Below are 25844 nucleotides of genomic sequence, written 5' to 3' on the forward strand. Positions count from 1 at the left end.
AAAGAAGAGAGAAGAGCGAGAGAGAAACAAACAGGGACCAAAAAAAAACGAGAAAAAAGTTGGGGGGGGTTGGTTTTGTGTCTCTGAGAAAAAAAAAAAAAAAAAAAACACCCAGCACTCAACGGTTTGTAAGGGGCGGGTGGGTCACTCCTCCGGGAAGTCGCCCGTGACCAGGAAGGTCACGCGGCGGGCGACCGACACGCCGTGGTCGCCGAACCGCTCGTAGTAGCGGCCCACCAGCGTCACGTCGACGGCCTCCTGCACGGTGCCCTGCCAGCCCGGCGCCAGGAGCGTGTTGAACGTCTCCTGGTGCAGCTCGTCGATGATGTCGTCGTCGCGCTCCAGCGCCTCGGCCACCGACAGGTCGCGCGTGGCGAGCAGCTTGGTGGTGCGCTGGGCCACCCGGACGGCGGCGTCGTGCATCTTGGCGAACGTGTCCCGGGCCTCCGGGACGATCGCCTGGGCGGGGTAGCGCCCGCGCGCCACCTGGGCGACGTGGCGCGCCAGGTCGCCCATCCGCTCCAGCGACGCGCTCATGCGCAGGGCGCTGACGACCACCCGCAGGTCGGTCGCGACCGGGGCCTGCTGCGCGAGCAGGTGCACGCACCGCTCGTCGAGCGAGTCCTCGATGGCGTCGATGGTCTTGTCGGAGGCGATCACCTCCTGCGCAAGCTGAAGGTCGGCCTCCAGCAGCGCCGTTCCGGCGCGGGTGATGGCGGACTCGACGAGCCTGCTCATCTCGGTCAGGTCGTCGCCGACCTGCTGGAGCTCGGCATCGAAGATCTGTCGCATCGGTTTCCTCTCGCACTCGTGGCGCGCGAACGGTTCGCGTCCGCTGTCGCGCCGCCGTGAGGCGGGCAGGGCCGACGCACGGCCGGGCCGGCCGCCCGGACACGTCCCGGAACGGCGCACGGCACAGCTACCGCCCGCACCCACCTAGGTTCGACGGCGCGATGTACTGGGAGGTTAACGCTCTTCCTCCCTGACATGAACAGTAGGCGACGCGATCCTCCGACCGCCCGCCCACGTCCGTCAGCGGTTGAAACGTCGACCTACCCTGGAGGCGTGGACGGAATCATCTCCGGGGTACCGGTGCTGGTCGCCGGAATTCTCGGCGTGATCGTCGGCGTGGTCGCCACCGTGGCGTTCCGCGTCTCCGAACGGCATCAGCACGCCCTGCCCCCGACCGAACCCGACGAGCTCGACGCGGGCCTCGTACGTGTGCTCTCCGTGCTGCGTTCTGCCGCCGTCGTGCTCGACGGCGAGGACGAGGTGATCCGCGCGTCGCCCCCGGCCTACGCCCTCGGCGTGGTGCGCAACGACGCCCTGGTGCACGCCGCCATCACCGACCTGGTCGCCCTGGTGCGGCGCGACGGCGTGATCCGCGAGCAGGAGCTGGAGCTGCCCCGCGGCCCGGTGGGCCAGGGCACGGTGCTGCTGCAGGTGCGCGTCGCGCCGCTCGGCCTGGACCGGGTGCTGGTGCTCGCCGAGGACCGCACGGAGGCCCGCCGCGTCGAGGCGATCCGCCGCGACTTCGTCGTCAACGTGTCCCACGAGCTGAAGACGCCGGTCGGCGCGCTGGCGCTGCTCGCGGAGACCGTGGCCGACGCCGCCGACGACCCCGTCGCCGTCCGCCGGTTCACCGAGCGCATGCAGCGCGAGGCCGTGCGGCTGTCCGCGCTGGTGCAGGAGATCATCGAGCTGTCCCGGCTGCAGGGCGCCGGCGCGGTGCCCAAGCTGACGCCCGTCCCGATCCGCGAGGTCGTGGAGGAGGCGGTCGACCGGGCGCGCACCACGGCCCAGGCCAAGAACATCGCGATCACCATGGGCGGCGACCTGGACACCGAGGTGTACGGGGACCACAACCTCCTGGTCACCGCGGTCCGCAACCTGGTCGACAACGCCGTGGCCTACTCCGGGCCCGCCAGCCGGGTGGGCGTCGGGGTGAACGAGCGGGGCGGCCTCGTCGAGATCGCCGTCGTGGACCAGGGCGTCGGGATTGCCGAGGACGCGCAGGACCGCGTCTTCGAACGCTTCTACCGGGTGGACCCGGCGCGCTCGCGCGACACCGGCGGGACCGGCCTGGGGCTCAGTATCGTCAAGCATGTCGCGGCCGACCACGGCGGCGACGTCCAGATGTGGTCCGAGCCCGGGCGGGGCTCGACCTTCACGCTGCGGATCCCCTCCGCGGACCGGCCCGGCGCAGGCCGGGTCACCCCGCCCTCCCTGGCCGACGTCGTCCGCGAGGGCGACGAGCAGGACCAGGGCGAGCAACAGGAGCAGCACGACGAGCAGGACCAGCACAAGGCCGCGGACACCGCGGCCACGAAGAACGAGGAGGTAGGTGCGTGACGCGCATCCTGGTGGTCGAGGACGAGGAGTCGTACCGGGACCCGCTGACGTACCAGCTGACCCGCGAGGGGTTCGAGGTGATCGAGGCCGCCGACGGCGTCTCGGCGCTCGCCGCGTACGACGCGGAGGGGGCGGACCTCGTGCTGCTCGACCTGATGCTGCCCGGCCTGTCGGGCACCGAGGTGTGCCGCGAGCTGCGGGCCCGCGGTGACGTGCCGGTCATCATGCTGACCGCGAAGGACTCCGAGATCGACAAGGTGGTGGGCCTGGAGCTCGGCGCCGACGACTACGTGACCAAGCCGTACTCCTACCGGGAGCTGCTGGCCCGGGTGCGGGCCGTGCTGCGGCGCCGGCAGCCCACCGACTCCACGGACCAGGACGAGGACGGCGTGCTGGAGGTGGGGCCGGTGCGGATGGACGTGGAGCGGCACACCGTGGCCGTCTCCGGGGAGAGCGTGGCCCTGCCGCTCAAGGAGTTCGACCTGCTCGAGCTGCTGATGCGCAACGCCGGCCGGGTGCTGACCCGCGGCCAGCTCATCGACCGCGTCTGGGGCGCCGACTACGTGGGCGACACCAAGACGCTCGACGTCCACGTCAAGCGGATCCGCTCGAAGATCGAGCCCGACCCGGGCACCCCGAAGTACCTGCTCACGGTGCGCGGTCTGGGCTACAAGCTGGCCGACGACGAGGGGTGACCCCCGGTGAGGTGCGCCCCGGAAGTGGCGCACCTCACGGGTGAAACGTGAACGCTGGTCACCCTCCGTTCATCCGGCGTTTGCTCGCGGGACCGCGCCCCTGAGTAGTTTCGCGAACCGTGAGCACCCCCCATTACACCCGCCTCGTCTCCGCCGCCACCGCCGGCGCCCTCGTGCTGCCGCTCGCGGGCTGCGCCGCGGCCGGGCTGCCCGGGTTCGGCGGCGAGGCGGAGCCGACGGCCACCGCCGAGGCGCAGGTCGTCGCCGGCACGTTCGCCGGCGCCGGTGCCTCGTCCCAGGAGTCGGCGATGGAGGCCTGGATCAGCGGGTTCCAGGAGCAGCACCCCGACGCCGCGGTCAGCTACGACCCCGTCGGGTCGGGCGACGGGCGCGAGTCGTTCCTCGCGGGCAACACGGCCTTCGGTGCCTCCGACGTCGCGCTGAGCGACGAGGAGATGGCAGCCTCGGGCCCGGCATGCGACGGCGGCAACGCGATCGACCTGCCGGTCTACATCAGCCCGATCGCGGTCGCCTTCAACGTCGAGGGGGTCGACCAGCTCAACCTGTCCTCCGACCTCATCGCGCGGATCTTCACGGGCCAGGTCACGCGGTGGGACGACCCGGCGATCGTCGCGGCCAACCCCGAGGCGAAGCTGCCCGCGCTGGAGATCACGCCGGTGCACCGGTCCGACGACTCCGGCACCACCGAGAACTTCACCGACTACCTGCACGCCACGGCGCCCGGCGCCTGGCCGTACCCGCCGGACGGCGTCTGGCCGCTGCCGCAGGGCTTCGCGGCCGAGGGGACGGGCGGCGTCACGGACACGGTCCGCTCCACGCCGGGCGGCATCACCTACGCCGACGCCTCCCGCACGTCCGACCTCGGGCGCGCCGCCATCCTGGTCGGCGACGAGTACGTGCCCTACAGCGCGGACGCAGCGGCTGCCGTCGTCGACATCTCGCCGCGGATCGAGAACCGCTACGAGCACGACCTCGCCTTCGCCCTCGACCGGACGATCGACAAGCCCTTCGCCTATCCGATGGTGCTCGTGTCCTACCTCGTCGTGTGCTCGCGGTACGAGGACAAGGCGAAGGGCAGCTTCGTCAAGGAGTTCGTCGCGTACGTCGCGTCGGCCGAGGGGCAGCAGCGCGCGGCCGCGGCAGCGGGCAACGCCGCGATCTCGCCCGACGTCCAGGCCTGGATTGCCGAGGCCGCGAAGGCCATCTACCTGACCCGGGACCGCCCGGAGGAGCAGGCCGGCGGATGACCTCCGGAACGCACGGCGGGTGGCTCGCGGCAGGGCGTGTCATGGTGATCGTGTTGCGTATCACCCGCTTCCCGCGGGCTTGTTCACCCTCCGTTTACCTGGACCTGGTGAGCAGGTCACTCCACCTGCCTAGCGTCCCGACTGACGCCGCGGCGCTCGCCGCGCGTACGACTTGAACAGGATGGAAAGACACGTGAAGATCAGCCGATTCCCCCGCGTTGGCTCCGCTGTCATGGTGGGCGCGCTCGCGCTGAGCCTCGCAGCCTGCGGGTCTGACCCGACGACCGGTGCCGAGCCCAGTGAGGCAGCGGGCGGCGAGGCCATCTCCGGCGACTTCGCCGGCGCCGGGGCGTCGTCCCAGGAGTCCGCGATGGAGGCCTGGGTCGCCGGCTTCCAGGGCGCGAACCCGGACGTCACGATCAACTACGACCCGGCCGGCTCCGGCGCGGGCCGCGAGCAGTTCCTCGCGGGCGGCGTGCAGTGGGCCGGTTCGGACTCCGCGCTCGACGACGAGGAGCTCGCCGCCTCGGCCGAGGTCTGCGGCCCCGACGGCGCGATCGACCTGCCGATCTACGTGAGCCCGATCGCCGTGGCCTTCAACCTGCCCGGCGTCGACTCGCTGAACCTCTCCTCCGAGGTCATCGCCAACATCTTCAACGGCGAGATCAAGAAGTGGAACGACGACGCGATCGCGGCCGACAACCCCGACGCCGACCTCCCGGACACCGACATCACGCCGGTGCACCGCCTCGACGACTCGGGCACCACCGAGAACTTCACCGAGTACCTCTCGGCGACGGCCCCCGAGGCCTGGACCGACGAGCCCGACGGTGTCTGGCCGCTCAAGGGCGGCGACTCCGCCGAGGGCACGTCCGGTGTGGTCGGTGTCGTGACCGACACCGAGGGCGCCGTCACCTACGCCGACGCCTCCAAGGTCGGCACGCTGGGCACCGCGGCCATCAAGGTCGGCGAGGAGTTCGTGGAGCACACGCCCGAGGGCGCCGCTGCCACGGTTGACGCCTCCCCGCGCGTCGAGGGCCGCGCCGAGCACGACTTCGCCATCGAGGTCGACCGCACGCTGACCGACCCGACCACCTACCCGCTGGTGCTCGTGTCGTACGCCATCGCCTGCACCAACTACGCCGACGAGGCGCAGGGCAACTTCGTCAAGGCCTTCCTGGCCTACCAGGCCTCCGAGGAGGGCCAGCAGGCCGCGGCCGACGCCGCGGGCAACGCGCCCATCTCGGCGGCCACCGCCGAGCAGGTCGCCGCCGCGATCGAGTCGATCACGGTCGGCTGACGAAACACATGAACACCGGCCGGCGGCCGGACCGAACGGCGCCGACGGCGTCGCAGGTCCGGTCGCCGGCACAGCCATGTCAGTCACTGATCCCGATCCCCCCACCACGAGCGACGAGCATCGAGGAGCTCTTGTGACCACCACCGACAGTCCGCCGGACGCCCAGCCCGGCCGACTGAAGCCGCCCGCCCGACGGCGCAACCACGGCGACACCGAACGCGGCTTCAGCCGGGTGTTCCGCTGGATCACCACCGGGTCCGGCGCGTTCTTGCTGCTGGTCCTGGCGGCCGTCGCGGTGTTCCTCATCGCGCGCGGCCTGCCCGCGCTGATGGCCTCGCCCGAGGAGCTCAGCGGCAAGGGCGGCCTGCCCGCGGGGATGAACTCGCTCTGGGACCTGGTCGGCCCCCTCGTGTTCGGCACCCTGCTGGCCGCGGCCATGGCGCTGCTGCTCGCGACGCCGGTCGCCATCGGGATCGCGCTGTTCATCTCGCACTACGCGCCGCGCCGCGCCGCCTCGGTGATCGGCTACGTGATCGACCTCCTCGCGGCGATCCCGTCCGTGGTGTTCGGCCTCTGGGGCGGGCGCACGCTGGCCCCGATCATCAGCGACGTGTGGGTGTGGATCGCGGGCGTCCTCGACTTCCTGCCGTTCTGGACCGTGAACGTGACGAACACGGGCCGCTCGCTCGCGACGGCGTCCGTGGTGCTCGCGGTGATGGTCCTGCCGATCATCACCGCCGTCTCCCGCGAGGTCTTCCTGCAGACCCCGACGCTGCACGAGGAGGCGGCGCTCGCCCTGGGCGCCACACGCTGGGAGATGATCCGCACCGCCGTGCTGCCGTTCGGCCGCTCCGGCGTGATCTCCGCCGCGATGCTCGGCCTCGGCCGCGCGCTCGGCGAGACGATGGCGGTCCTGATGATCCTGTCGCCCGGCATCCTCTACTCGTTCCAGATCTTCGACTCCGGCCAGCAGCAGACCATCGCCGCCTTCATCGCGTCGCGGTTCGCCGAGGCCAGCGGGCTCGCGGTGAACGTGCTCATCGCCACCGGCCTCGCGCTGTTCGTCATCACCATGGTGGTCAACATGGGCGCCCGCGCGATCGTCGCGCGGCGCAAGGAATTCTCGGGAGCCAACTGATGAGCGCCACGACCTCGATCACGGACGACACCGGCGCCGCCGAGCGCACGCGTGCCCTCCTGACCGCCGCGGACACCGGCCGCAGGCGCACCGACCGCATCATGACGGTGCTGATCTACGGCGCCTTCACGCTCGCCGTGATCCCGCTGGTGTCCCTGCTGTGGACCGTCCTCGTGAACGGCATCGAGCGGTTCAACGGTGACTTCCTCTTCACGTCGATGCGCGGCGTCTTCGGCGGTATGGACATGGGCGGCGCCTACCACGCCGCCGTCGGCACGCTGATGATCACGCTGACCGCCACGGTCATCTCGGTGCCGATCGGCCTGCTGGTGGCGATCTACCTCGTCGAGTATGGGCGGGGCGCGCTCGCCCGGGCCACGACCTTCTTCGTGGACGTCATGACGGGTATCCCGTCCATCGTCGCGGGTCTGTTCGCCTTCGCGCTGTTCACGATCTTCCTGGGCCCGGGCGCCAAGCTCGGCATCATCGCGGCGGTCGCCCTGAGCGTGCTGATGATCCCCGTGGTCGTGCGCTCCTGCGAGGAGATGCTCAAGCTCGTGCCCAACGAGCTGCGGGAGGCGTCGTACGCGCTGGGCGTGCCCAAGTGGCTCACCGTCGTCCGGGTCGTGCTGCGCACCTCCGTCGCCGGCATCACGACGGGCGTGCTGCTCTCCATCGCCCGCGTGATCGGCGAGACCGCCCCGATCCTGATCACCGCCGGCGTCTCGGACTCGATCAACTTCAACCCGTTCGACGGCCGCATGATGACGCTGCCCGTCTACATCTTCAGCCAGTACCGGCAGGGCCCTGTGCCCTGCCGCGAGGATGCGCTTGACTGCCTGGTGAACATCAACTTCGACCGGGCCTGGGCCGCCGCGCTCCTGCTGATCATCATCGTCATGCTCCTCAACCTCATCGGGCGCCTCGTGACCCGGTGGTTCTCCCCGAAGCTGCGCTGACGCGCAGACCCGCCTCAGCCGCAGCTCACACGAAGGAATGATCCGATGGCACAGCGCATCGACGTGAAAGACCTGAACATCTACTACGGCGACTTCCTCGCCGTGGAGGGTGTGTCCATGACGATCGACCCCAAGTCCGTCACGGCCTTCATCGGCCCGTCGGGCTGCGGCAAGTCGACGTTCCTGCGCACCCTGAACCGCATGCACGAGGTGATCCCCGGGGCCCGCGTCGACGGCTCCGTGGAGCTCGAGGGCGTCGACCTGTACGGCGACGACGTCGATCCCGTGGCCGTGCGCCGGACGGTCGGCATGGTGTTCCAGCGCCCCAACCCGTTCCCCACCATGTCCATCCGGGACAACGTGCTGGCGGGCGTGAAGCTGAACAACAAGCGGATCAGCAAGTCGGACGCGGACAACCTGGTCGAGTCGTCCCTGCGCGGCGCCAACCTCTGGAACGAGGTCAAGGACCGCCTGGAGAAGCCCGGTTCCGGCCTGTCGGGCGGCCAGCAGCAGCGCCTCTGCATCGCCCGCGCCATCGCGGTGAAGCCGCAGGTGGTCCTCATGGACGAGCCGTGCTCGGCCCTGGACCCGATCTCCACGCTGGCGATCGAGGACCTGATCCAGGAGCTCAAGAAGGACTACACGATCGTCATCGTCACGCACAACATGCAGCAGGCGGCGCGCGTGAGCGACCGGACGGCGTTCTTCAACATCGCGGGCACCGGCAAGCCCGGCCGCCTCATCGAGATGAACGACACCGCGACGATCTTCTCGTCGCCGGCGGAGAAGGCCACCGAGGACTACGTCTCGGGCCGCTTCGGGTGACGGGCCGTCGCTGACCGGCCCCGGCCGGAACACACCTCTGGCGAGGTAGGACGGCGGTCCTACCTCGCCAGAGGTGTGTTTGCTGACTGTGTGCCGGGCCGGGAGCCCGGCGGGTCACTCCGAGGGGGAGGGGGACGGCGACACCGACGGGTCGACGAGCACCTCGACCGGGAGGTAGTCGGCGTACTCCGAGAGGGTGCCGTCAAGGACCGGGAGCTGGAACTCCTTGGTGTCGGTGCCGACGGTCAGGGTCGCGTCGAGGTAGTTGCCCGGTGCGGCGCCCACGGTGTCGAGCAGGGCGGCCTCGCCGGTCTCGGTGCCCAGGTAGATGGTGCCGCCTGCCGGGACCTCGACGATCACGGGGGCGGCGCCGGGGGCCTGGAGCGTGAACGACGCGTCGTCGGCCGTCTCGTTGGCCAGCGCGCCCAGCACGTTGCCGGCCTCGCCCTCGGCGGCGGACACGACCATGAGGTTGATGCCGCGCAGGTCCGTGTCCTCCTCGCCCAGGACGGAGACCCCGACGCCGTCGGACGGGTCGTAGGGCTTCGTCGTTGTGGTCGGGGCGCAGGCCGCCAGCAGGAGGGCTCCCGCAGCGAGGACCGCCGCGACGGCGGTGGTGCGGGCGCCTCGGGCGGCGGTGGCGCGACGGGACACGGTGAACTCCCTGATGTTCGTCTGGTTCGGGCGGGGTCGGATCCCCGCAATATCCTAGTGGGCCCGAGGGCGTGCCCGCGCATCGCCGAAGGTGACGAACCACCCGGTCAGGGAGTGGCAACGGTCACGGCTACGGAACGATCCGACCGGGGTCGCGGAGGTGAGGATCACCCCACCTACCCGGGCGGACAACGCTCTGACCTGCGGAAACGCTGTTCGCGAGGGGGTCGGACAAACGCCAAGGGTGCAAGTTCTTCAGATCACGCCGTGGTAACCTGGTTTCAGGGAAAGGGGACATCTGCAGATGACGTTCACAGTAGGCGAGACGGTTGTCTACCCGCACCATGGCGCGGCGCTGATCGAAGAGATCAAGACCCGCAAGATTCGCGGCGAAGAAAAGATGTACCTGAAGCTCAAGGTTGCCCAGGGCGACCTGACCATCGAGGTCCCGGCGGAGAACGTCGACCTGGTGGGGGTACGCGACGTCGTCGGCCAGGAGGGTCTCGACCGCGTGTTCGAGGTGCTTCGCGCGCCGTACACGGAAGAGCCCACCAACTGGTCGCGCCGGTACAAGGCGAACCTCGAGAAGCTCGCGTCGGGCGATGTCATCAAGGTGGCCGAGGTCGTTCGCGACCTGTCCCGCCGTGACGCCGACCGCGGTCTTTCCGCAGGTGAGAAGCGAATGCTCGCGAAGGCACGGCAGATCCTGGTGTCCGAGCTCGCGCTGGCCGAGCACACCGAGGAGGAGAAGGCGGAAGCCATCCTCGACGAGGTCCTCGCTTCCTGACCCACCCACAGGATCCCCAGCTCCACTGATGCACCGGTCTGGCGACCGGTGCATCGTGCCCCACGGGATCCTTCGCTTCAATCATGATCCTGTGGGGACCCCGACGAGATGACGACCCTTGCAATCCTGACGGCCGCCGGCTCGGGCTCCCGACTAGGCAGAGACCTGCCCAAGGCACTGGTGGAGCTCGACGGCTTCCCGCTCGTGCTGCACGCGGCGCGGCGCCTGGCGGCGTCGGGAGTCGTGGACTCGATCGTGGTGACCGCGCCCGACGGGCTCGTGGGCGTGATGGCCGACCTCATGGCCGACGACCCGCACGTCGACGTCCCTGTCGAGGTGACGGACGGCGGCCCCACCCGGCAGGCCTCGGTGCACGCCGGCCTGGCGCGCGCCCGGCCCGGTGACGACGTGGTGCTGGTGCACGACGCGGCTCGCCCGCTCGTCCCCCCGGACCTCGTCCGGCGGGTCGTGGCGGCCGTCCGCAGCGGCCACGGGGCCGTGGTGCCCGGGCTGCCGGTCACGGACACGGTGAAGCAGGTGCGGCCGGACGGCGACGCCGAGCTGGTCACGGGGACCCCGGACCGCTCGATGCTGCGGGCCGTGCAGACGCCCCAGGGGTTCGCGCGCGACCTGCTGGTGCGCGCGCACAGGACGGGCGCCGCCCGGGCCCAGGCGGAGCACCTCGCGGCGACGGACGACGCCGGCCTCGTCGAGGTGCTCGGCGAGCCGGTGCACATCGTGCCGGGGGACGCCGCCGCCTTCAAGATCACCACCGAACGCGACCTGTGGCTCGCGTCCCTCGTGCTGCAGGAGAGCAACGCATGACCGACCCGTCGAGCACGCCGGACCCCGCCGTCCCGGCCGCCGCGTACCCCCTGCCGCGCACGGGCATCGGCGTCGACGTGCACGCCTTCGCGCCGGACGGGACGGACCGCGAGATGTGGCTCGGGGGCCTGCACTGGCCGGGCGAACGCGGCCTGGCCGGGCACTCCGACGCCGACGTCGCCGCGCACGCGGCGGCCGACGCGCTGTTCTCCGCGGCGGGCCTGGGCGACCTCGGGTCGCACTTCGGGACCGGCCGTCCCGAGTGGGCGGGGGCCTCCGGGACCACGCTGCTGGCCGAGGCCGCGAGGCGCGTTCGGTCTGCGGGGTACATGATCGGCAATGTGGCTGTACAGGTGATCGGAAACCATCCGCGGGTGGGCACGCGGCGCGACGAGGCTCAGGCGGCGCTGTCCGCCGCCGCAGGCGCGCCCGTCTCCCTGACCGCGACCACCACCGATGCGCTCGGGCTGACCGGGCGCGGCGAGGGTGTCGCGGCGATCGCGACGGCGCTCGTCGTGCCCGACGGCAGGGCAGCGGCATGAACAACAAGCGCAAGCCGCTGGACGAACGGCGCGCCGAGATCGTCGAGGCCGGGCTGAGCGTGGCGATGCGCGAGGGCGTCGAGTCGGTGACCGTGCGCCGCGTGGCGCAGGAGGCCGGCATCTCGCTGGGCACCGTGCACTACTGCTTCGACGACAAGGACGCGATGCTGCGGGCCATGGGCCGGGCCATCGCGATGCGGGCGTCCGAGCCCATGATCTCGGCGCTGGAGGTCGGGCCGGACCGCACCACCCTGGCCGACACGGCCGTGGACGCCCTCCTGACGGGCCTCAAGCAGCACCAGCACATGCGGCTGCTCACCTTCGAGTTCGCCGTCTCGGGCGCGCGCACGCCGGTGCTGCGCGAGGTGGCGCAGGCGCACCTCAAGCAGAGCATCGTGATGACGCGGGAGTACCTGCTGCGGCTGGCCGAGGTCGCCGAGGCCAAGTACCGGACCGACATCGACGCGCTGGCGCGCACCGTGGCGATCCGGATCGACGGCATCGAGCTGGCCTGGATGGTCGACCAGGACGACGCCGCGGCGCGGTCCGCCTTCGCTGACCTGACGCACGACGTGTTCGACGACATGCAGCCCTGAGGTCTCGCCGTCCCCGCCCGGGCGCCCGGGCCTAGATCGCGAAGACCCGCTGGGTGTACGGGTTGGCGAACACGCCCTCGGGGTCGGCCGCCTCGCGCGCCCGCCGGAAGTCGCCGAAGCGGCGGTACTGGCCCGCCAGGTAGTCGGCGTCACGCGTGTGCATCTTGCCCCAGTGCGGGCGCCCGCCCGCGGCGGTGAAGATCTGCTCGGCGGCGTCGAAGTACCGCGCGTACGGCAGCCGCCAGTACTGGTGCACGGCGACGTACGCGGTGTCGCGGCCGTACGCGGTCGAGAGCCACACGTCGTCGGCGGGGGCGAAGCGCACCTCGACCGGGAACGGGACGTTCTCGCCGGTGGACCGCTGCCAGGCGTCGAGCTGGTTCAGCACGTCGACCACGGCAGCCCGCGGCACCGCGTACTCCATCTCGCGGAACCGCACCCGGCGGTGGGTGCAGAACACCTGGTGCGACGGCGCGGTGTACCGGCGGGCGCTCAGGGCGCGGGCCGAGATCGCGTTCAGCGTGGGGGTCGCCGCCGGGATCAGGGTCGCGATCTGGTTGACGGTCCCGAAGAGCGCGTTCGACAGCACCTCCTCGTCGAGGAAGGAGCGGGCCGCCCCGGCCGCCTTCCGCAGGGAGTGCGCGAGACCCGACCCCGCGTTCACCCCGGCGTCGACCCGGGTGTTGCGCAGGGTCAGGGCGCGGCGCGTGGCGGGGAACCAGTAGAACTCGAAGTGGTCGCTGCCCGCCACGAGGTCGTCGAGCTCCTCGAAGACCCGGTCCAGGGGCCAGGGCTCCTCGACGGCCTGCAGGTCGAACGCCGGGACCGCCTCGACGGTCACGGTGCTCAGCACGCCCGTGGCGCCGAGGCCGAGGCGGGAGGCCTCGAACAGGTCGTGGCGCTCGGTGGGCGCGGCGCGGACGACGTCGCCGTCGGGCCCCACGACCGTCAGCGCCCGGACGCGCGTGGCGAGCCCGCCGAACCGCGCGCCCGTGCCGTGCGTGCCCGTCGAGATGGCGCCGGCGACCGACTGCCGGTCGATGTCGCCGAGGTTCTGCATGGCCAGCCCGCGCTCGGCCAGGATCTGGTTGAGCTGGTGCAGCCGCATGCCCGCGCCCACCGTGACCAGGGCGTGCCCGGTGTCGGGGTCGCGCTCGACACGGTGCAGGGCGTCGAGGTGGTCGAGGTTGAGCAGCACGCCGTCCGTGGCCGCCGCCGGCATGAACGAGTGCCCGGCGCCGACGGCGCGCACGGGGTGCCCGTCCTTCACGGCGCGGCGCACGGCGTCGGACAGCTCGTCCTCGGAGGCCGGCTGCTCCAGCCGCGCGGGCGTGGCGGTCACGTTGCGTGCCCAGTTCGTCCAGATCACCGGAGCACTATCCCACGGGCCCGCGCTGCTGGACAGAACCGGAGTAGCGTTCGGGCATGAGCTCCGCAGCAGACACCGCCGCGCGGCTTTCCGCCGCCACGTCCGGCCTGCCGGCCCCGGTCGCCGTGGTCGACCTGGACGTGTTCGACACCAACGCGCTCGACATCCTCAAGCGGGCCGACGGCGTACCCGTCCGCGTCGCGTCGAAGTCCGTGCGCGTGCGCTCGCTGGTCGAGCGGGCGCTCGGCCACGGGTTCGCCGGCGTCATGGCCTACTCGCTGCGCGAGGCGCTGTGGCTGGTCGGCACGGGTGTGCGCGACGTGCTGGTGGGCTACCCGACGGTCGACGGGGAGGCCCTGGCCACGCTGGCGGCCGATCCCGCCGCGCGCGCCGAGATCACCCTGATGGTCGACGACGTGGCGCACCTCGGGCTGATCGCCGAGGCCGAGGAGCTCGTGGGCGCGGGCGGTCCGGCCGCCGCCACGGCGGGCACGGCCGCCGGCCGGCCGATCCAGGTCTGCCTGGACGTCGACTGCTCGCTGCGGGTCGGCGTGGGGCCGCTGACGGCGCACCTCGGCGTGCGCCGCTCGCCCCTGCGCGAGCCCGGCGACGTCGCCGCCCTCGCCACCGTGGCCCAGGCCAGGGGGCTGGCCGTGCGCGGCCTGATGTTCTACGAGGCCCAGGTGGCCGGCCTGCCGGACACCAGCCCCGCCGTCCGGCTCGTCAAGCGACTCACGATGCGCGAGGTCAACGACCGCCGGGTGCGCATCCTCGCGGCCGTTCGCGACGCCGTGGGGCAGGACGTCGAGCTCGTCAACGCGGGCGGGACCGGTTCGATCGAGGTGAGCGGCAGCGCCCCCGGCGTCACCGAGGTGACGTCCGGCTCCGGGCTGTTCGCGCCCGGCCTGTTCGACGGCTACCGCTCCTTCGAGGCGCGTCCGGCGGCGTTCTTCGGGCTCGACGTGGTGCGCGAGCCCGCTCCCGGCTGGGTCACGGCCTTCGCGGGCGGGTACGCGGCGTCGGGCCAGGCGGGCAAGGCGCGGCTGCCGCGCCTGTTCACGCCCGGATACACGCTGAGCGGGACCGAGGGCGCGGGCGAGGTCCAGACGCCCCTGCGGGCCACGCGTGCCGACGGCGCTCCCCTCCGCACGGGCGACCGCGTCTGGCTCCGGCACGCGAAGGCCGGCGAGATGATGGAGCGGTTCGACCAGGTGCACCTCGTGCGAGGCTCCGAGATCACCGAGACGGTGCCCAGCTACCGGGGCGAGCACAAGAACTTCGGGTAGGCCGGGGGACGGGCCATCGGGTAGAACAAGCCCATGCCCACACTGCACCACCGCACCCGGCCGATGACGGGGCGCGACCCGCACGAGCCGGCCCGCACGGCGACCCCGCTGGAGCTGCTCTTCGACCTCACGTTCGTGGTCGCGTTCGGGGTGGCCGGCGAGCAGGGCGCCCACCTCCTCGCGGAGGGGCACGTCGCGTCGGGCATCGTCGGGTTCGCGTTCTCGATGTTCGCCATCTGCTGGGCGTGGATCAACTTCACCTGGTTCGCCTCCGCCTTCGACACCGACGACTGGTTCTACCGCGTCACCACGATGGTGCAGATGATCGGCGTCGTGATCCTCGCGCTCGGCCTGCCCGCGATGTTCAGCTCCCTCGACGAGGGCGACCGCGTGCACAACGAGGTCATGGTCGCCGGGTACATCGTGATGCGGCTGGCCATGCTCGTGCAGTGGCTGCGCGCGGCCCGGCAGGCGCCCGAGTACCGCGCCACCTGCATGGCGTACGTGCGCACGCTGGTCATCACGCAGATCGGCTGGGCCGTGCTGGCCGTCGCGCCCGTGACCGTCCCGGTCTTCCTCGTGGGCGGCGTGCTGCTGGGCGCCGCGGAGATGGCGGGGCCGCTGATCGCCGAGCGGTTCCGCACGGCCGGCCCCGGCCAGAAGAGCACACCCTGGCACGCCCACCACATGGCCGAGCGCTACGGGCTGCTGGCCATCATCACGCTCGGCGAGGGCGTGATCGGCACCGTCGCGTCGCTGTCCGCCGTCGTCGAGGGCTCCGGCTGGACGCTCGACGCCGCCCTGGTCGCGCTCGCGGGCACCGGCCTCACCTTCGGCCTCTGGTGGACGTACTACCTCACGCCGGACGCCGAGCTGCTGCACCGGCACCGGGAGCGGTCGTTCAGCTGGGGCTACGGCAACATCGTGGTCTTCGCGGCGCTCGCCGGCGTGGGGGCGGGGCTGCACGTCGCGGGCTACTACCTGGACCACGAGTCGCACCTCGGCCCCGTCGCGACGGTGCTGGCGGTCGCCGTGCCGGTGCTCGTGTTCGTGGTGGCCGACTACACGCAGTTCTGGGTCCTGTCCCGGTCGTTCAGCCCCCTGCACCTGTACCTCGTGATCGGCACCGTGGCGGTGCTCGCCGTGGCGGTCGCCGTCGCGGCGGCGGGCCTCGGCATGGCGTGGGCCCTGCTCCTGGTCATGCTCGCCCCCGCCGTGTCGGTCGTCGGGTACGAGGTGCGCGGGCACCAGCACGTGGCGCGCGTGCTCTCCGATGCCACCTAGACCGCTAGCCTGCACGGATGCGAGCAGCGGTGACGGTGCACATGGACGCCTCCCCCGAGCGGGTCTGGGACCTGCTCAGCGACGTCACGCGGGTGGGCGAGCTGAGTCCCGAGACCTTCGAGGCGGAATGGACCGACGGCGCGACCGGACCCGCCGTCGGCGCCCACTTCCGGGGGCACGTGCGGCGCAACGGGGTGGGACCCGTGTACTGGTCCCAGTGCAAGGTGACCCACTGCGAGCCGGCCAGCGACTTCGGCTTCACCGTGTACCTGGGCGGGCGGCGCCTGAACAACTGGCGCTACCGGCTGGCACCCGCCGACGGCGGCACGGACGTCACCGAGTCGTTCGAGCTGGAGCAGCGCGGGGTCGCCCGCGTGTACTGGGCGCTGGCCGGCTGGCACCGGCGCCGGGTGAACGTCCGCGGCATGCGGCAGACCCTGGAACGAGCCCGGGCAATTGTCGAGGCGGGAAGCTGAAGCGCCGGTACCCTTGACAGGTGACTATTCGCCTGTTTGACACCGCTGCGCGCGAGGTGCGCGACCTGAACCCCATCACCCCGGGCGAGGTCGGCATCTACCTGTGTGGCGCCACGGTGCAGGCACCCCCACATGTGGGCCATCTGCGCCCGGTCATCGCGTTCGACGTGCTGCGCCGGTGGCTCACCCGGCGGGGCCTGAAGGTCACCCTGATCCGCAACGTCACCGACATCGACGACAAGGTGCTGGCCAAGTCGGCCGCCGCCGGCCGGGAGTGGTGGGCGCACGCCGCGCTGTACGAGCGCGTGTTCACCCAGGCGTACGACGCGCTCGGCGTCATCCCGCCCACCTACGAGCCGCGGGCCACCGGGAGCGTGCCCGAGATGGTCGCGCTCATGGAGCGCCTGGTCGAGAAGGGCCACGCCTACACCACCGGTGAGGGCAACGTCTGGTTCGACGTCCACTCCTGGCCCGCCTACGGCGAGCTGACCCGGCAGCGGGTCGAGGACCTCAGCCCCGAGGAGGGCGCGGAGGTCACGGCAGGATCCGCCGCCGCGGCCAAGAAGAACCCGCACGACTTCGCGCTGTGGAAGGCCGCCAAGCCGGGCGAGCCGGAGTCGGCGTCCTGGGACACCCCGTTCGGCCGCGGCCGGCCGGGCTGGCACCTGGAGTGCTCCGCGATGGCCCGCCGCTACCTGGGCGAGACGTTCGACATCCACGGCGGCGGCCTCGACCTGCGGTTCCCGCACCACGAGAACGAGCAGGCGCAGTCGCGGGCCGCGGGCTACGGGTTCGCGCAGCGCTGGATGCACGTCGCGTGGGTCACCCAGGCCGGCGTCAAGATGTCGAAGTCCCTGGGCAACGGGCTGCTGGTCAGCGAGCTGCTGGCCCAGGCGCCCGCGCCCGTGGTGCGCTACGCGCTGGCGGCCGTGCAGTACCGGTCCATGCTCGAGTGGGCGCCCGACACGCTGGACGAGGCGCGCACCACGTGGGAGCGCCTGTCCGGCTTCGTCACGCGCGCCTCGGAGCGGGTGGGCGACGTCCCGGCCGAGGAGGTCGCCAAGGCGGAGGTCCCCGAGGCGTTCGCCGCCGCGATGGACGACGACCTGAACGTGCCGCAGGCGCTCGCCGTCGTGCACGAGCACCTGCGGGCCGGCAACACGGCTCTCGCCTCCGGGAGCGACGCCGCCGTCCGCGACGAGCTGGTGACGCTCCGTGCGATGCTGGACGTGCTGGGCCTGGACCCGGCCGACCCGCGGTGGTCGACGTCGGGCGACGACCGGTACGCGACGGCCCTGGACGGCCTCGTGGCCGCGGAGCTCAAGGCGCGCGCGGAGGCGCGTGCCGCGAAGGACTGGGCCACCTCCGACGCGATCCGGGACCGCCTCGCGGCCGCGGGCATCGAGGTCCAGGACAACGCCGACGGGGCCCGCTGGTCCCTCTCCTGATCTGACACCCCGGCTAGAGACGAGAAACAAAGATGGCAGGCAATTCCAAGCGCGCCGGAGCGGTGCGCAAGGCCGGCTCCAAGAAGGGTGCGCAGGTCGGCACCGGCGGACACAGCCGCAAGGGGCTGCAGGGCAAGGGCCCGACGCCCAAGGCGGAGGACCGCACGTACCACCCCGCGCACCAGCGCAAGGTCGCGGCCGAGAAGCGGGCGACCGCGGCCGGACGCCGTCCGGGCAGCCCGGGCGGGCGCGGCGCAGGCCGCAAGGGCGCCGGGGCGGCCGAGGTCGTCGCCGGCCGCAACGCCGTGCTGGAGGCGCTGCGCGCGGAGATGCCCACCGAGGGCATCTACCTGGCCTCGCGCCTGGAGTCGGACGACCGCACCCAGGAGATCCTGGAGATCGCGCACACGCGCAGCCTGCCGATGTTCGAGGCGTCGCGCCTCGACCTGGACAAGATCACCGACGGCGCCGTGCACCAGGGCGTCGCGATGAAGGTGCCGGCCTACGACTACAAGGACGCCGACGACCTGCTCGACGTCGCGGCCGAGGCGGGGGAGCACCCGCTGATCGTCGCGCTGGACGGCGTCACCGACCCCCGCAACCTCGGGGCCGTGCTGCGGTCCGCCGGGGCGTTCGGCGCGCACGGCGTGCTGGTGCCTGAACGCCGCGCGGCAGGCGTGACGGCGTCGGCGTGGAAGGTGTCCGCGGGCGCCGCCGCGCGCGTGCCCGTGGCGCGTGCGACCAACCTGGCGCGCGAGCTCGCCGAGCTGAAGAAGACCGGCTGCTTCGTGGTGGGGCTCGACGCGGGCGGCGACATGCCCGTGGGCGAGCTCGCGTACGCGAACGACCCGCTGGTGCTGGTGGTCGGCTCGGAGGGCAAGGGCCTGTCCCGCCTCGTGCGCGACACGTGCGACGCGGTGGTCTCGATCCCGATCGCGGCCACGACGGAGTCGCTGAACGCCGCGGTGGCGGCGGGCATCACGCTGTACGAGGTCGCGAAGCAGCGGGGCGAGGCCGGCCAGGCCGGCTAGACCCGCTAGGCCTGCTAGGCCTGCTGCTCGGCCTCGCCCGGTGCGAGGCCGAGCAGGGCGTCCTCGTCGGGCCGGTGCCGCAGCACGTTCTCCACGTAGGACGTCGCGGCCTCGGGCAGCGGGATGTCCCGCTGCGCCTGCTGGGAGATGAACCAGCGGTGGTCGAGGATCTCGTGGAAGAGCTGCGCGGGCTCCAGCTTGCGCCGCATCTCGCGGGGCACGGCGTCGATCGTGGGGCGGAAGACCTGGCGGACCCAGGCGTGCGCCACGATCTGCTCCTGGTCGTTCTGCCGGTCGGTCGCGGCACGGAAGCTGTCGAGGTCGTTGAGCATGCGGCGCGCCTGGTTCTCCTGCACGTCCAGGCCCGTCAGGCGCAGCAGCCGGCGCGAGTGGTGCCCGGCGTCGACCACCTTGGGCTGGATGCGCACCTTGGTGCCGTCGATGTCGGTGGTGATCTCCAGCTCGCCCACGTCGAAGCCGAGGTCGTTGAGCCGCTCGATGCGGGCGGCGACGCGCCAGCGCTCCTCGGAGTCGAACGCCTCCGAGATGGTCAGGGCGGCCCACAGCTCCTGGTAGCGCTCCACCAGGGCGTCGCCGATGGAGACCTCGTCGACGTCCTCGTCGAGCAGCTCGCCGGCGGCCAGGTCCATCAGCTCGCCGATGATGTTGGTGCGCGCCAGGTCGACGTCGTAGTTGCGCTGGCCGTCCGTGAGCTGGCGGTGCATGTCGCCGGTCTCGGCGTCGACCAGGTACGCGGCGAAGGTCTCGGCGTCGCGCCGGAAGAGCGTGTTGGACAGCGAGACGTCGCCCCAGTAGAAGCCGACGAGGTGCAGGCGCACCAGGAGCACCGCGAGGGCGTCGATGAGCCGCGTGGCGGTGTCGGGGCGCAGGTCCTGGCTGAACAGGGCGCGGTAGGGCAGGGAGAACGGCAGGTGCTCGGTGATCAGCACGGCCTCGAGCCGCTCGCCGTCGGGCGCGCTGCGGCCCGTGATGACGCCGACCGGTACGACCGACGGCACCTCGATGCGGTGCAGCTGGCGCAGCAGCGCGTACTCGCGGTAGGCGACGGTCTCGCCGATCTCCTTGATCGCCAGCACCCGGCCGCCGTGGTTGACGAAGCGGACCACGTGCCGAGAGATGCCCTGGGGCAGGGCGGCGAGCACCTCGTCCGGCCACTCGGCCAGGGGGATGTGCCAGGGGAGGTCCAGCAGAGTGGGGTCGGGTGCGACCGCGGTGATCTGGAGGTTCTGCTGGGGCATGGGCACCATTCTGGATGACGGGAGCGCCGAGGTAGAACTACGGCGAGATAGAACTGTGGCGAGACGGGACGTCGGCTGGTGCTGACGTCCTGTCTCGCCACAGTTCTACTTCGCCACGGTTCTACCTCGGCGAGGGAAGCTCGGATCAGCCGAGACGCTCACCCGAGGTCGCGGAGAACACGTGCGAGTGACCGGCCTGGATGGCGACGGAGATGACGTCACCCTTGTCCGGCACACCGCGCGGGTCGATGCGCACGATGACCTGGTTGGTGTCGCCGGCGGACAGGTCGACGTCGGCGGCGTCGCCCTTGAGCGAGCCGTAGACGAAGGCGTCGGAGCCGAGCTCCTCGACCAGGTTGACCTCGACCTCGAACGAGCCGGCGGTGCCGGACGGGACGACGTCGAGGGCCTCGGGACGGAAGCCCAGGGTGACCTTGCCGCCGTCGGCCTCGCTGAGGTTGCTCGCGATCGAGCGCTCGAGCGGGACGCTGGCCGAACCGACCTTGACGCCACCCTCCTTGACGTCGAACGTGCCGATGTTCATGGCGGGCGAGCCGATGAAGCCGGCGACGAACACGTTGTTCGGGCGGTCGTACATCTCACGCGGGGTGCCGACCTGCTGCAGGATGCCGCCGTTGAGGACCGCGATGCGGTCGCCCATGGTGAGGGCCTCGGTCTGGTCGTGGGTCACGTAGACCGTGGTGACGCCCAGGCGACGCTGCAGCGACGCGATCTGCGTACGGGTCTGGACGCGGAGCTTGGCGTCGAGGTTCGACAGCGGCTCGTCCATGAGGAACACCTGCGGCTGGCGCACGATGGCGCGGCCCATGGCGACGCGCTGACGCTGGCCACCGGAGAGGGCCTTCGGCTTGCGGTCGAGGTACTCGGTGAGGTCGAGGATCTTCGCGGCCTCCTCGACACGCTGGCGGATCTCCGCCTTCGGCGTGCCGGCGATCTTCAGCGCGAAGCCCATGTTGTCCGCCACCGACATGTGCGGGTAGAGCGCGTAGTTCTGGAAGACCATCGCGATGTCGCGGTCCTTGGGCTGCACGTCGGTGACGTCGCGGTCACCGATGAAGATGTGCCCGCCGTTGACGTCCTCGAGCCCCGCGAGCATGCGCAGCGAGGTGGACTTGCCGCAGCCGGACGGGCCGACGAGGACGAGGAACTCGCCGTCCTCGATCTCCAGGTTCAGCTGGTCGACGGCCGGGCGCTCCGTGCCCGGGTAGACGCGCGTCGCGTGGTCGAAAGTGACCGTAGCCATGAGAAAACATCCCTCCACCGGCAGGTACGTGCCGGACGATCCGTTGTGGTCGGGTGCCGTTGCTTCCACTCGCGTGTCGGCGGTGACACTGTTGCAGCGCGATCGTACCCCGGTTGGTCAAGGCCGCGGTATCGACCGGGTCACGTACGGGTCAGTCCTCCCCGCGCAACGTGCGGGCGAGGCCGGCCAGGACGGCGGCGAGCGCGTCCGGGTCGGGCACGCGGTGGGAGGCGAGGGTGTCGCCCGTGCCCACCTTGATCGACAGGTCGCCGGACTCGAGCGCGCCGAAGGCCTGCTCGTCGGTGGTGTCGTCGCCCGCGTACAGCACGCGCACCTTCTCGACGCCCAGCTCGGCCGCCACGGTGCCGCGCAGCCGGCGCAGCGCCTCGCCCTTGCTGGTGGTCACCACCGACACCTCGACCACGTCCTTGCCGTGCATCACGGGCAGGCCCAGGTTGGCCGCGACCTCGTCGGCGGCCACGGTGATGGCGGCGGCGTCGTCCACGCTCGCCAGGCGCGTGTGCACGACGGCGGCCGCGGGCTTGACCTGCACCCACGCCCCCTCGCGCCCGGACACCGCGGACTCGAAGCCTGCGACGAGCGCGTCGAGCTGGCCGGACTGCACGGTGGTCAGGTGGAAGGGCACCTGGTCGACGCCGGTGGCGGTGGCCCGCCCGGCCTCCGCGCCGTGGCTGCCCACGAGGAACGTGCCCTCGGGGGCGACCGTGCGCTCGGCGAGGTCGGAGAGGTCGCGGCCGGAGACGAACGCGAGGCGCACCGGCGCCTCCTGCGCCAGCGCGTGCAGCTGCTCGACCGCGGTCCGCGCCGCGCGCGTCATGGTCGACGCCTTGGGGTCGTCCACGAGCGGCGCCAGCGTCCCGTCGAAGTCGGAGGCGAGCAGCCAGCCCGTCGTCGGCTTCTTGCGGCGTCCGTTCCCGTTGCCCATGCGCGCGAGCCGGCCCTTGGCGGGGATGCCGTCGGGCACGGTGGCGAAAGCCGTCAGCGCGTCCCGGAGGTTCTGGTGCCGGGGCTCCGTCGAGCGCGGGTCCACGCTGAGCGGCCGCGGCGGCACGGCGGTGAGCACCCCGAGGAAGGTCTCGGACCACTTGGCCACGTCGTCGGCCAGGACCTTGCGGCGCAGGCGCCGCATGCGGCGCCGCTGCTCCCGGGGGTCCATGGTCGCGGCGGCCACGATGATGTCCTTCATGCCGTCGATGTCGTGGGGGTTGACCAGCAGGGGGCCGGGGGAGAGCTCGTCGGCCGCGCCCGTGAACTCGCTCAGCACCAGGGCGCCGCGCTCGTCTGAGCGGGCGGCGATGTACTCCTTGGCCACCAGGTTCATGCCGTCGCGCAGCGAGGTCACCAGCAGCACGTCGGCCGCGAGGTAGAGCGCCGCCATCTCCTCCGGCGGGTAGGAGTGGTGCAGGTAGTGGATCGCCGAGTGGCCCAGCTCGCCGTACTCGCCGTTGATCCGGCCCACCAGCACCTCGACGTGCTCACGGAGCTCCTGGTAGGCGCCCACGTTCTCGCGGCTGGGGCTCGCGACCTGCACGAGCGTGGCGTGCTCGACGTCGAGGCGGCCGTCGTCGAGCAGCTCGCCGTACGCCTTGATGCGGTGCCGGATGCCCTTGGTGTAGTCGAGGCGGTCCACGCCCAGCATCAGCGTGTCCGGGTTGCCCAGGTCCGCCTTGATCTCCTTGGCGCGGGCCTGGACCTCGGGGGTGCGCGCGAGTGTGTCGAACCGGTGGGAGTCGATCGAGATCGGGAACGACGACGCGCGCACGTGCCGGCCGGGCCGCCCGTCGGCGTCCGGGATGGTGATGACGGGGCCGCGCGTGGTGAACCCGGTCAGCCGCCGCGCCGAGCGCACGAAGTTCGCGGCGTCGCCGTTGCGCTGGAAGCCCACGAGGTCCGCGCCGAGCAGACCGTCGATGATCTGCCGTCGCCACGGGAGCTGCGCGAACAGCTCGACCGGCGGGAACGGGATGTGGTCGAAGAACCCGATCCGCAGGTCCGGCCGCAGGTCGCGCAGCATGCGGGGGACGAGCTGGAGCTGGTAGTCGTGCACCCAGACGACGGCGCCCTCCGCTGCCTGCTCGGCGGCGGCGTCGGCGAAGCGCTGGTTGACCCGGCGGTAGGCGTCCCACCACTGGCGGTGGTAGTCCGGGGGCGCGATGACGTCGTGGTAGAGCGGCCACAGGGTCGCGTTCGAGAAGCCCTCGTAGTAGCGCTCGATCTCGGTGGCGCTGAGCGTGACCGGCACCAGCAGCATGCCGTCCGCCTCGAAGGGCTCGTGCGCGAGGTCGGGGGCGCCGGACCAGCCCACCCAGGCGCCGTCGGCGCCCTGCATGACCGGTTCGAGTGCCGTGACCAGGCCGCCCGGTGACCGCTGCCAGGTGAGGTCGCCCTTGGGGCCGACCGAGAAGTCGACCGGGAGCCGGTTCGCGACGACGACCAGATCGTACCCGTCTTTACCCGGCAATGTACTGCTCCTTATGTGTGGATGATTCTCGCTCTGCTGCGTCAAGAGTAACGAGGTCTCTTCCCTGCTCAGGGTAACGATGTCCGGTTCCACTCGAACGCCGAGGCGTCGCGGTGCTGGTCAGGGCGTGGTTGTTGGCGGGCATCCGTCGTCCGTGACGGCTACGGTGTGCCTCATGGAGGAGGTGGAGGCCCAGATCGCGCACCCGCACGGCGCCGGCCCCGCTGCCGGTACGAAGCTCGGCGGGTACACGGTCGTGCGTGAGATCGGGTCGGGCGCCATGGGTGCCGTCTACCGCGCGCAGGACGACGGCGGGAACGCCGTCGCGCTGAAGATGCTCCACCGCCACCTCGACGACCCGGCGGCCCGCGAGCGGCTGCGCCGCGAGGCCACCGCGCTGCAGGGACTCCGGCACCCCGCCGTGGCCCGGGTGCTGGACGCCGAGCTCGAGGGGCCCGACGCCTTCATCGTCACCGAGCTCGTCGAGGGCCCCACGCTCGAGGAGGAGATCGACGCGCGCGGTCCCCTGGACTCCCGCGACCTCTTCGAGCTCGCCGACCAGCTCGCGGACGCCCTCGAGGCCGTCCACGGCACCGGCGTCGTGCACCGGGACCTGACGCCGTCCAACGTGCTCATCGCGCGGACCGGGCCGGTCCTGATCGACTTCGGGCTCGCGCAGGGCCCGGGCGACGTGCGGGCGACCCGGACCGGGTTCGTCATGGGCACCCCCGGCTACCTCGCGCCCGAGCTGCTCGACGGCGCGGAGCCCGGACCCGACACCGACTGGTGGTCCTGGGCCGCCGTCCTCGCGTTCGCCGGCACCGGCCGCGCGCCGTTCGGCGTACGGCCCACCGAGCTCGTGCTGCGCCGCTCGCGGCAGGGCCAGGCCGACCTCGACGGGCTGCAGCCGCGGGCCGGCCGGGCGCTCGCGGCGGCGCTGCGGGCCGTTCCCGCCGAACGCTGGGGCCCGAACGAGGTGGCGCGGGCCCTCAAGTCCGAGTCGGACGCCTTCGTCGCCACGACGACGGGGGAGGGCGGCCCGGAGACGACGGTCCTCGACCCCTCCGGCGACGGCACCACCGTGGCCGCGGTGGACGCCGGCTCGACGCGCGTGATGCCGAAGGGCCTGCTGCCCCGGCGGCGGCCCGTCTCCGCTGCGGCCGGCGGCGCCGGGGTCGGTGCTGCGGCCGGAGCCGCCGCTGCCGCGCGCACCCGCGACCCCGTGGGCGGCGTGAGCGACCTGGCGCAGGGCGCGGGCCGGGCCAAGGGCCGGTCGGTCACGGGCCGGGCGGTGGGCTCGCCGGGTCCGGGCGCGACGTCGGGCGGGACCGCCCTCCTGCCGGAGCCGGTGAACCCCGCGCGCGTGACCGGCTACCGCACGCTGTTCCTGACGCTCACCCTCGCCCTCATGACGCTGGCCGCGACCCGGCCCGGCGCCGCCGTCGCCGTGCTCGTGGCCCTGCTCGTCGTGACCCGCCTGGCCGGCATCGCCGTCGACGAGTTCCGCAGCCGCCGCGCGCGGCGCGGGCCGAGCCGCAGCGACGCACTGGTGGCGACCCTCGTGTCCCCCTGGCACCTCGTGCGCGCCGTGTTCGGCGTGCTGCCCGCCGTGGCCGTCGGCATCTGCGCCGGGGTGATCCTGGTGCTGCTGGGCCTGATGCTCTTCGCGCCCGGCAACGTGATCATCGCGCCCATCCCGACGGTCGAGGCCCGGTCCGTGGGCGGCATGAACCAGCCGATCGTCGACAGCCTGGTGCTCGCTGTCGGCATGCTGGTCACCGTGGTCGTGTCGTGGTGGGGCCCGGCGTCGTACGGGACCCGGGTCGGGGCCGGGCCGCTGCTGCGCCGGATCGCCCCGACCAAGGGCTCGAAGGTGCTGGTCACCCTGGTCGTGCTGGCGCTCGCGCTGCTCGCCGCGCTGCCCCTGTTCGGCAGCCCGGTGGACGTCGTCTGGTGGCCGCTGGGCGACCGGCCCGCCGTCACCTGGTGACCGCCGGTCCGGGT

General features: G+C 72.1%; 23 protein-coding genes. 17 read left to right on the forward strand and 6 right to left on the reverse strand.

The genetic code is table 11. The features are described 5' to 3' along the window. Nucleotides 1–144: 144 nt before the first annotated feature. Nucleotides 145–792: a phosphate signaling complex protein PhoU gene (gene phoU, locus ACFV9Q_RS20115; protein ID WP_377229146.1), complete on the reverse strand. Its 648-nt coding sequence runs from the start codon at nt 790–792 to the stop codon at nt 145–147. Nucleotides 793–1065: 273 nt separating this feature from the next. Between phoU and ACFV9Q_RS20120 the strand changes: the two genes are divergently transcribed. The 7 genes from ACFV9Q_RS20120 to pstB all read left to right on the forward strand — a co-directional run bounded on the left by ACFV9Q_RS20120 (nt 1066) and on the right by pstB (nt 8537). Next, complete coding sequence (locus ACFV9Q_RS20120; protein ID WP_377235868.1) at nt 1066–2352, forward strand: sensor histidine kinase; 1287 nt, start codon at nt 1066–1068, stop codon at nt 2350–2352. Continuing rightward, nucleotides 2349–3047 (forward strand): response regulator transcription factor, encoded by a 699-nt coding sequence (locus ACFV9Q_RS20125; protein WP_377229148.1) that lies wholly within the window; start codon nt 2349–2351, stop codon nt 3045–3047. Before ACFV9Q_RS20120 ends, ACFV9Q_RS20125 begins: the two co-directional genes overlap by 4 nt. A 119-nt stretch (nt 3048–3166) precedes the next feature. Beyond that, the gene (pstS, locus tag ACFV9Q_RS20130; RefSeq protein ID WP_377235869.1) at nt 3167–4315 is read left to right on the forward strand and encodes a phosphate ABC transporter substrate-binding protein PstS; all 1149 of its coding nucleotides are present in this window, start codon (nt 3167–3169) and stop codon (nt 4313–4315) included. Nucleotides 4316–4496: 181 nt separating this feature from the next. Further along, nucleotides 4497–5615 (forward strand): phosphate ABC transporter substrate-binding protein PstS, encoded by a 1119-nt coding sequence (gene pstS / locus ACFV9Q_RS20135; protein WP_377235870.1) that lies wholly within the window; start codon nt 4497–4499, stop codon nt 5613–5615. A 133-nt stretch (nt 5616–5748) separates the two neighbouring features. Continuing rightward, nucleotides 5749–6753 (forward strand): phosphate ABC transporter permease subunit PstC, encoded by a 1005-nt coding sequence (gene pstC, locus ACFV9Q_RS20140; protein ID WP_377229150.1) that lies wholly within the window; start codon nt 5749–5751, stop codon nt 6751–6753. Further along, nucleotides 6753–7712 (forward strand): phosphate ABC transporter permease PstA, encoded by a 960-nt coding sequence (gene pstA / locus ACFV9Q_RS20145; RefSeq protein ID WP_377235871.1) that lies wholly within the window; start codon nt 6753–6755, stop codon nt 7710–7712. Before pstC ends, pstA begins: the two co-directional genes overlap by 1 nt. Before the next feature lie 45 nt (nt 7713–7757). Further along, nucleotides 7758–8537: a phosphate ABC transporter ATP-binding protein PstB gene (gene pstB, locus ACFV9Q_RS20150; RefSeq protein ID WP_377235872.1), complete on the forward strand. Its 780-nt coding sequence runs from the start codon at nt 7758–7760 to the stop codon at nt 8535–8537. 114 nt (nt 8538–8651) lie between these two features. Here pstB and ACFV9Q_RS20155 read toward each other — a convergent pair whose 3' ends face one another. Further along, a complete protein-coding gene (locus ACFV9Q_RS20155) occupies nt 8652–9191 on the reverse strand; it encodes a hypothetical protein (protein WP_377235873.1) in 540 nt (179 codons plus the stop codon). A 304-nt stretch (nt 9192–9495) separates the two neighbouring features. On the opposite strand from ACFV9Q_RS20155, the gene ACFV9Q_RS20160 reads away from it, so the two are divergent. From ACFV9Q_RS20160 to ACFV9Q_RS20175, 4 genes are all read left to right on the forward strand, one after another. Continuing rightward, a complete protein-coding gene (locus ACFV9Q_RS20160; protein WP_020017968.1) occupies nt 9496–9978 on the forward strand; it encodes a CarD family transcriptional regulator in 483 nt (160 codons plus the stop codon). Between the two features lie 108 nt (nt 9979–10086). Beyond that, entirely contained in the window at nt 10087–10803 is a 717-nt protein-coding gene (gene ispD, locus ACFV9Q_RS20165; protein ID WP_377235874.1) for a 2-C-methyl-D-erythritol 4-phosphate cytidylyltransferase, read from the forward strand. Further along, complete coding sequence (gene ispF, locus ACFV9Q_RS20170) at nt 10800–11345, forward strand: 2-C-methyl-D-erythritol 2,4-cyclodiphosphate synthase (protein WP_377235875.1); 546 nt, start codon at nt 10800–10802, stop codon at nt 11343–11345. The genes ispD and ispF overlap by 4 nt, the downstream gene beginning before the upstream one ends. Beyond that, nucleotides 11342–11941, forward strand: coding sequence for a TetR/AcrR family transcriptional regulator (locus ACFV9Q_RS20175; protein WP_377229156.1), 600 nt, complete (start codon nt 11342–11344; stop codon nt 11939–11941). Before ispF ends, ACFV9Q_RS20175 begins: the two co-directional genes overlap by 4 nt. A 31-nt stretch (nt 11942–11972) precedes the next feature. Here the strand turns inward: ACFV9Q_RS20175 and ACFV9Q_RS20180 are convergent, their stop codons facing one another. Continuing rightward, complete coding sequence (locus ACFV9Q_RS20180) at nt 11973–13310, reverse strand: D-arabinono-1,4-lactone oxidase (protein WP_377229157.1); 1338 nt, start codon at nt 13308–13310, stop codon at nt 11973–11975. 56 nt (nt 13311–13366) lie between these two features. Here ACFV9Q_RS20180 and ACFV9Q_RS20185 point away from each other — a divergent pair, with 56 nt between their 5' ends. The 5 genes from ACFV9Q_RS20185 to rlmB are packed head-to-tail and all read left to right on the forward strand — an operon-like array spanning nt 13367 to nt 18835. Further along, nucleotides 13367–14596, forward strand: a complete 1230-nt coding sequence (locus ACFV9Q_RS20185) for an amino acid deaminase/aldolase (RefSeq protein ID WP_377235876.1) — start codon at nt 13367–13369, stop codon at nt 14594–14596. Between the two features lie 33 nt (nt 14597–14629). Continuing rightward, on the forward strand, nt 14630–15880 hold the full coding sequence (locus ACFV9Q_RS20190) for a low temperature requirement protein A (protein ID WP_377235877.1): 1251 nt from the start codon (nt 14630–14632) through the stop codon (nt 15878–15880). A gap of 17 nt (nt 15881–15897) precedes the next feature. Continuing rightward, the gene (locus ACFV9Q_RS20195; RefSeq protein WP_377235878.1) at nt 15898–16356 is read left to right on the forward strand and encodes an SRPBCC family protein; all 459 of its coding nucleotides are present in this window, start codon (nt 15898–15900) and stop codon (nt 16354–16356) included. Between the two features lie 20 nt (nt 16357–16376). Further along, the gene (gene cysS, locus ACFV9Q_RS20200) at nt 16377–17804 is read left to right on the forward strand and encodes a cysteine--tRNA ligase (protein ID WP_377235879.1); all 1428 of its coding nucleotides are present in this window, start codon (nt 16377–16379) and stop codon (nt 17802–17804) included. A 32-nt stretch (nt 17805–17836) separates the two neighbouring features. Beyond that, the gene (gene rlmB, locus ACFV9Q_RS20205; RefSeq protein WP_377235880.1) at nt 17837–18835 is read left to right on the forward strand and encodes a 23S rRNA (guanosine(2251)-2'-O)-methyltransferase RlmB; all 999 of its coding nucleotides are present in this window, start codon (nt 17837–17839) and stop codon (nt 18833–18835) included. A gap of 14 nt (nt 18836–18849) precedes the next feature. Here rlmB and ACFV9Q_RS20210 read toward each other — a convergent pair whose 3' ends face one another. From ACFV9Q_RS20210 to otsB, 3 genes are all read right to left on the reverse strand, one after another. After that, complete coding sequence (locus tag ACFV9Q_RS20210) at nt 18850–20094, reverse strand: DUF4032 domain-containing protein (protein ID WP_377229163.1); 1245 nt, start codon at nt 20092–20094, stop codon at nt 18850–18852. Nucleotides 20095–20239: 145 nt separating this feature from the next. Then, entirely contained in the window at nt 20240–21358 is a 1119-nt protein-coding gene (locus ACFV9Q_RS20215; RefSeq protein WP_377229164.1) for an ABC transporter ATP-binding protein, read from the reverse strand. 151 nt (nt 21359–21509) lie between these two features. Next, entirely contained in the window at nt 21510–23840 is a 2331-nt protein-coding gene (gene otsB, locus ACFV9Q_RS20220) for a trehalose-phosphatase (RefSeq protein ID WP_377235881.1), read from the reverse strand. 175 nt (nt 23841–24015) lie between these two features. Between otsB and ACFV9Q_RS20225 the strand changes: the two genes are divergently transcribed. Then, nucleotides 24016–25830 (forward strand): protein kinase, encoded by a 1815-nt coding sequence (locus ACFV9Q_RS20225; protein WP_377235882.1) that lies wholly within the window; start codon nt 24016–24018, stop codon nt 25828–25830. The last annotated feature ends 14 nt before the right edge of the window (nt 25831–25844 follow it).

It is taken from the genome of Promicromonospora sp. NPDC059942, from assembly GCF_042731755.1.
Taxonomy (GTDB): Bacteria; Actinomycetota; Actinomycetes; order Actinomycetales; family Cellulomonadaceae; genus Promicromonospora.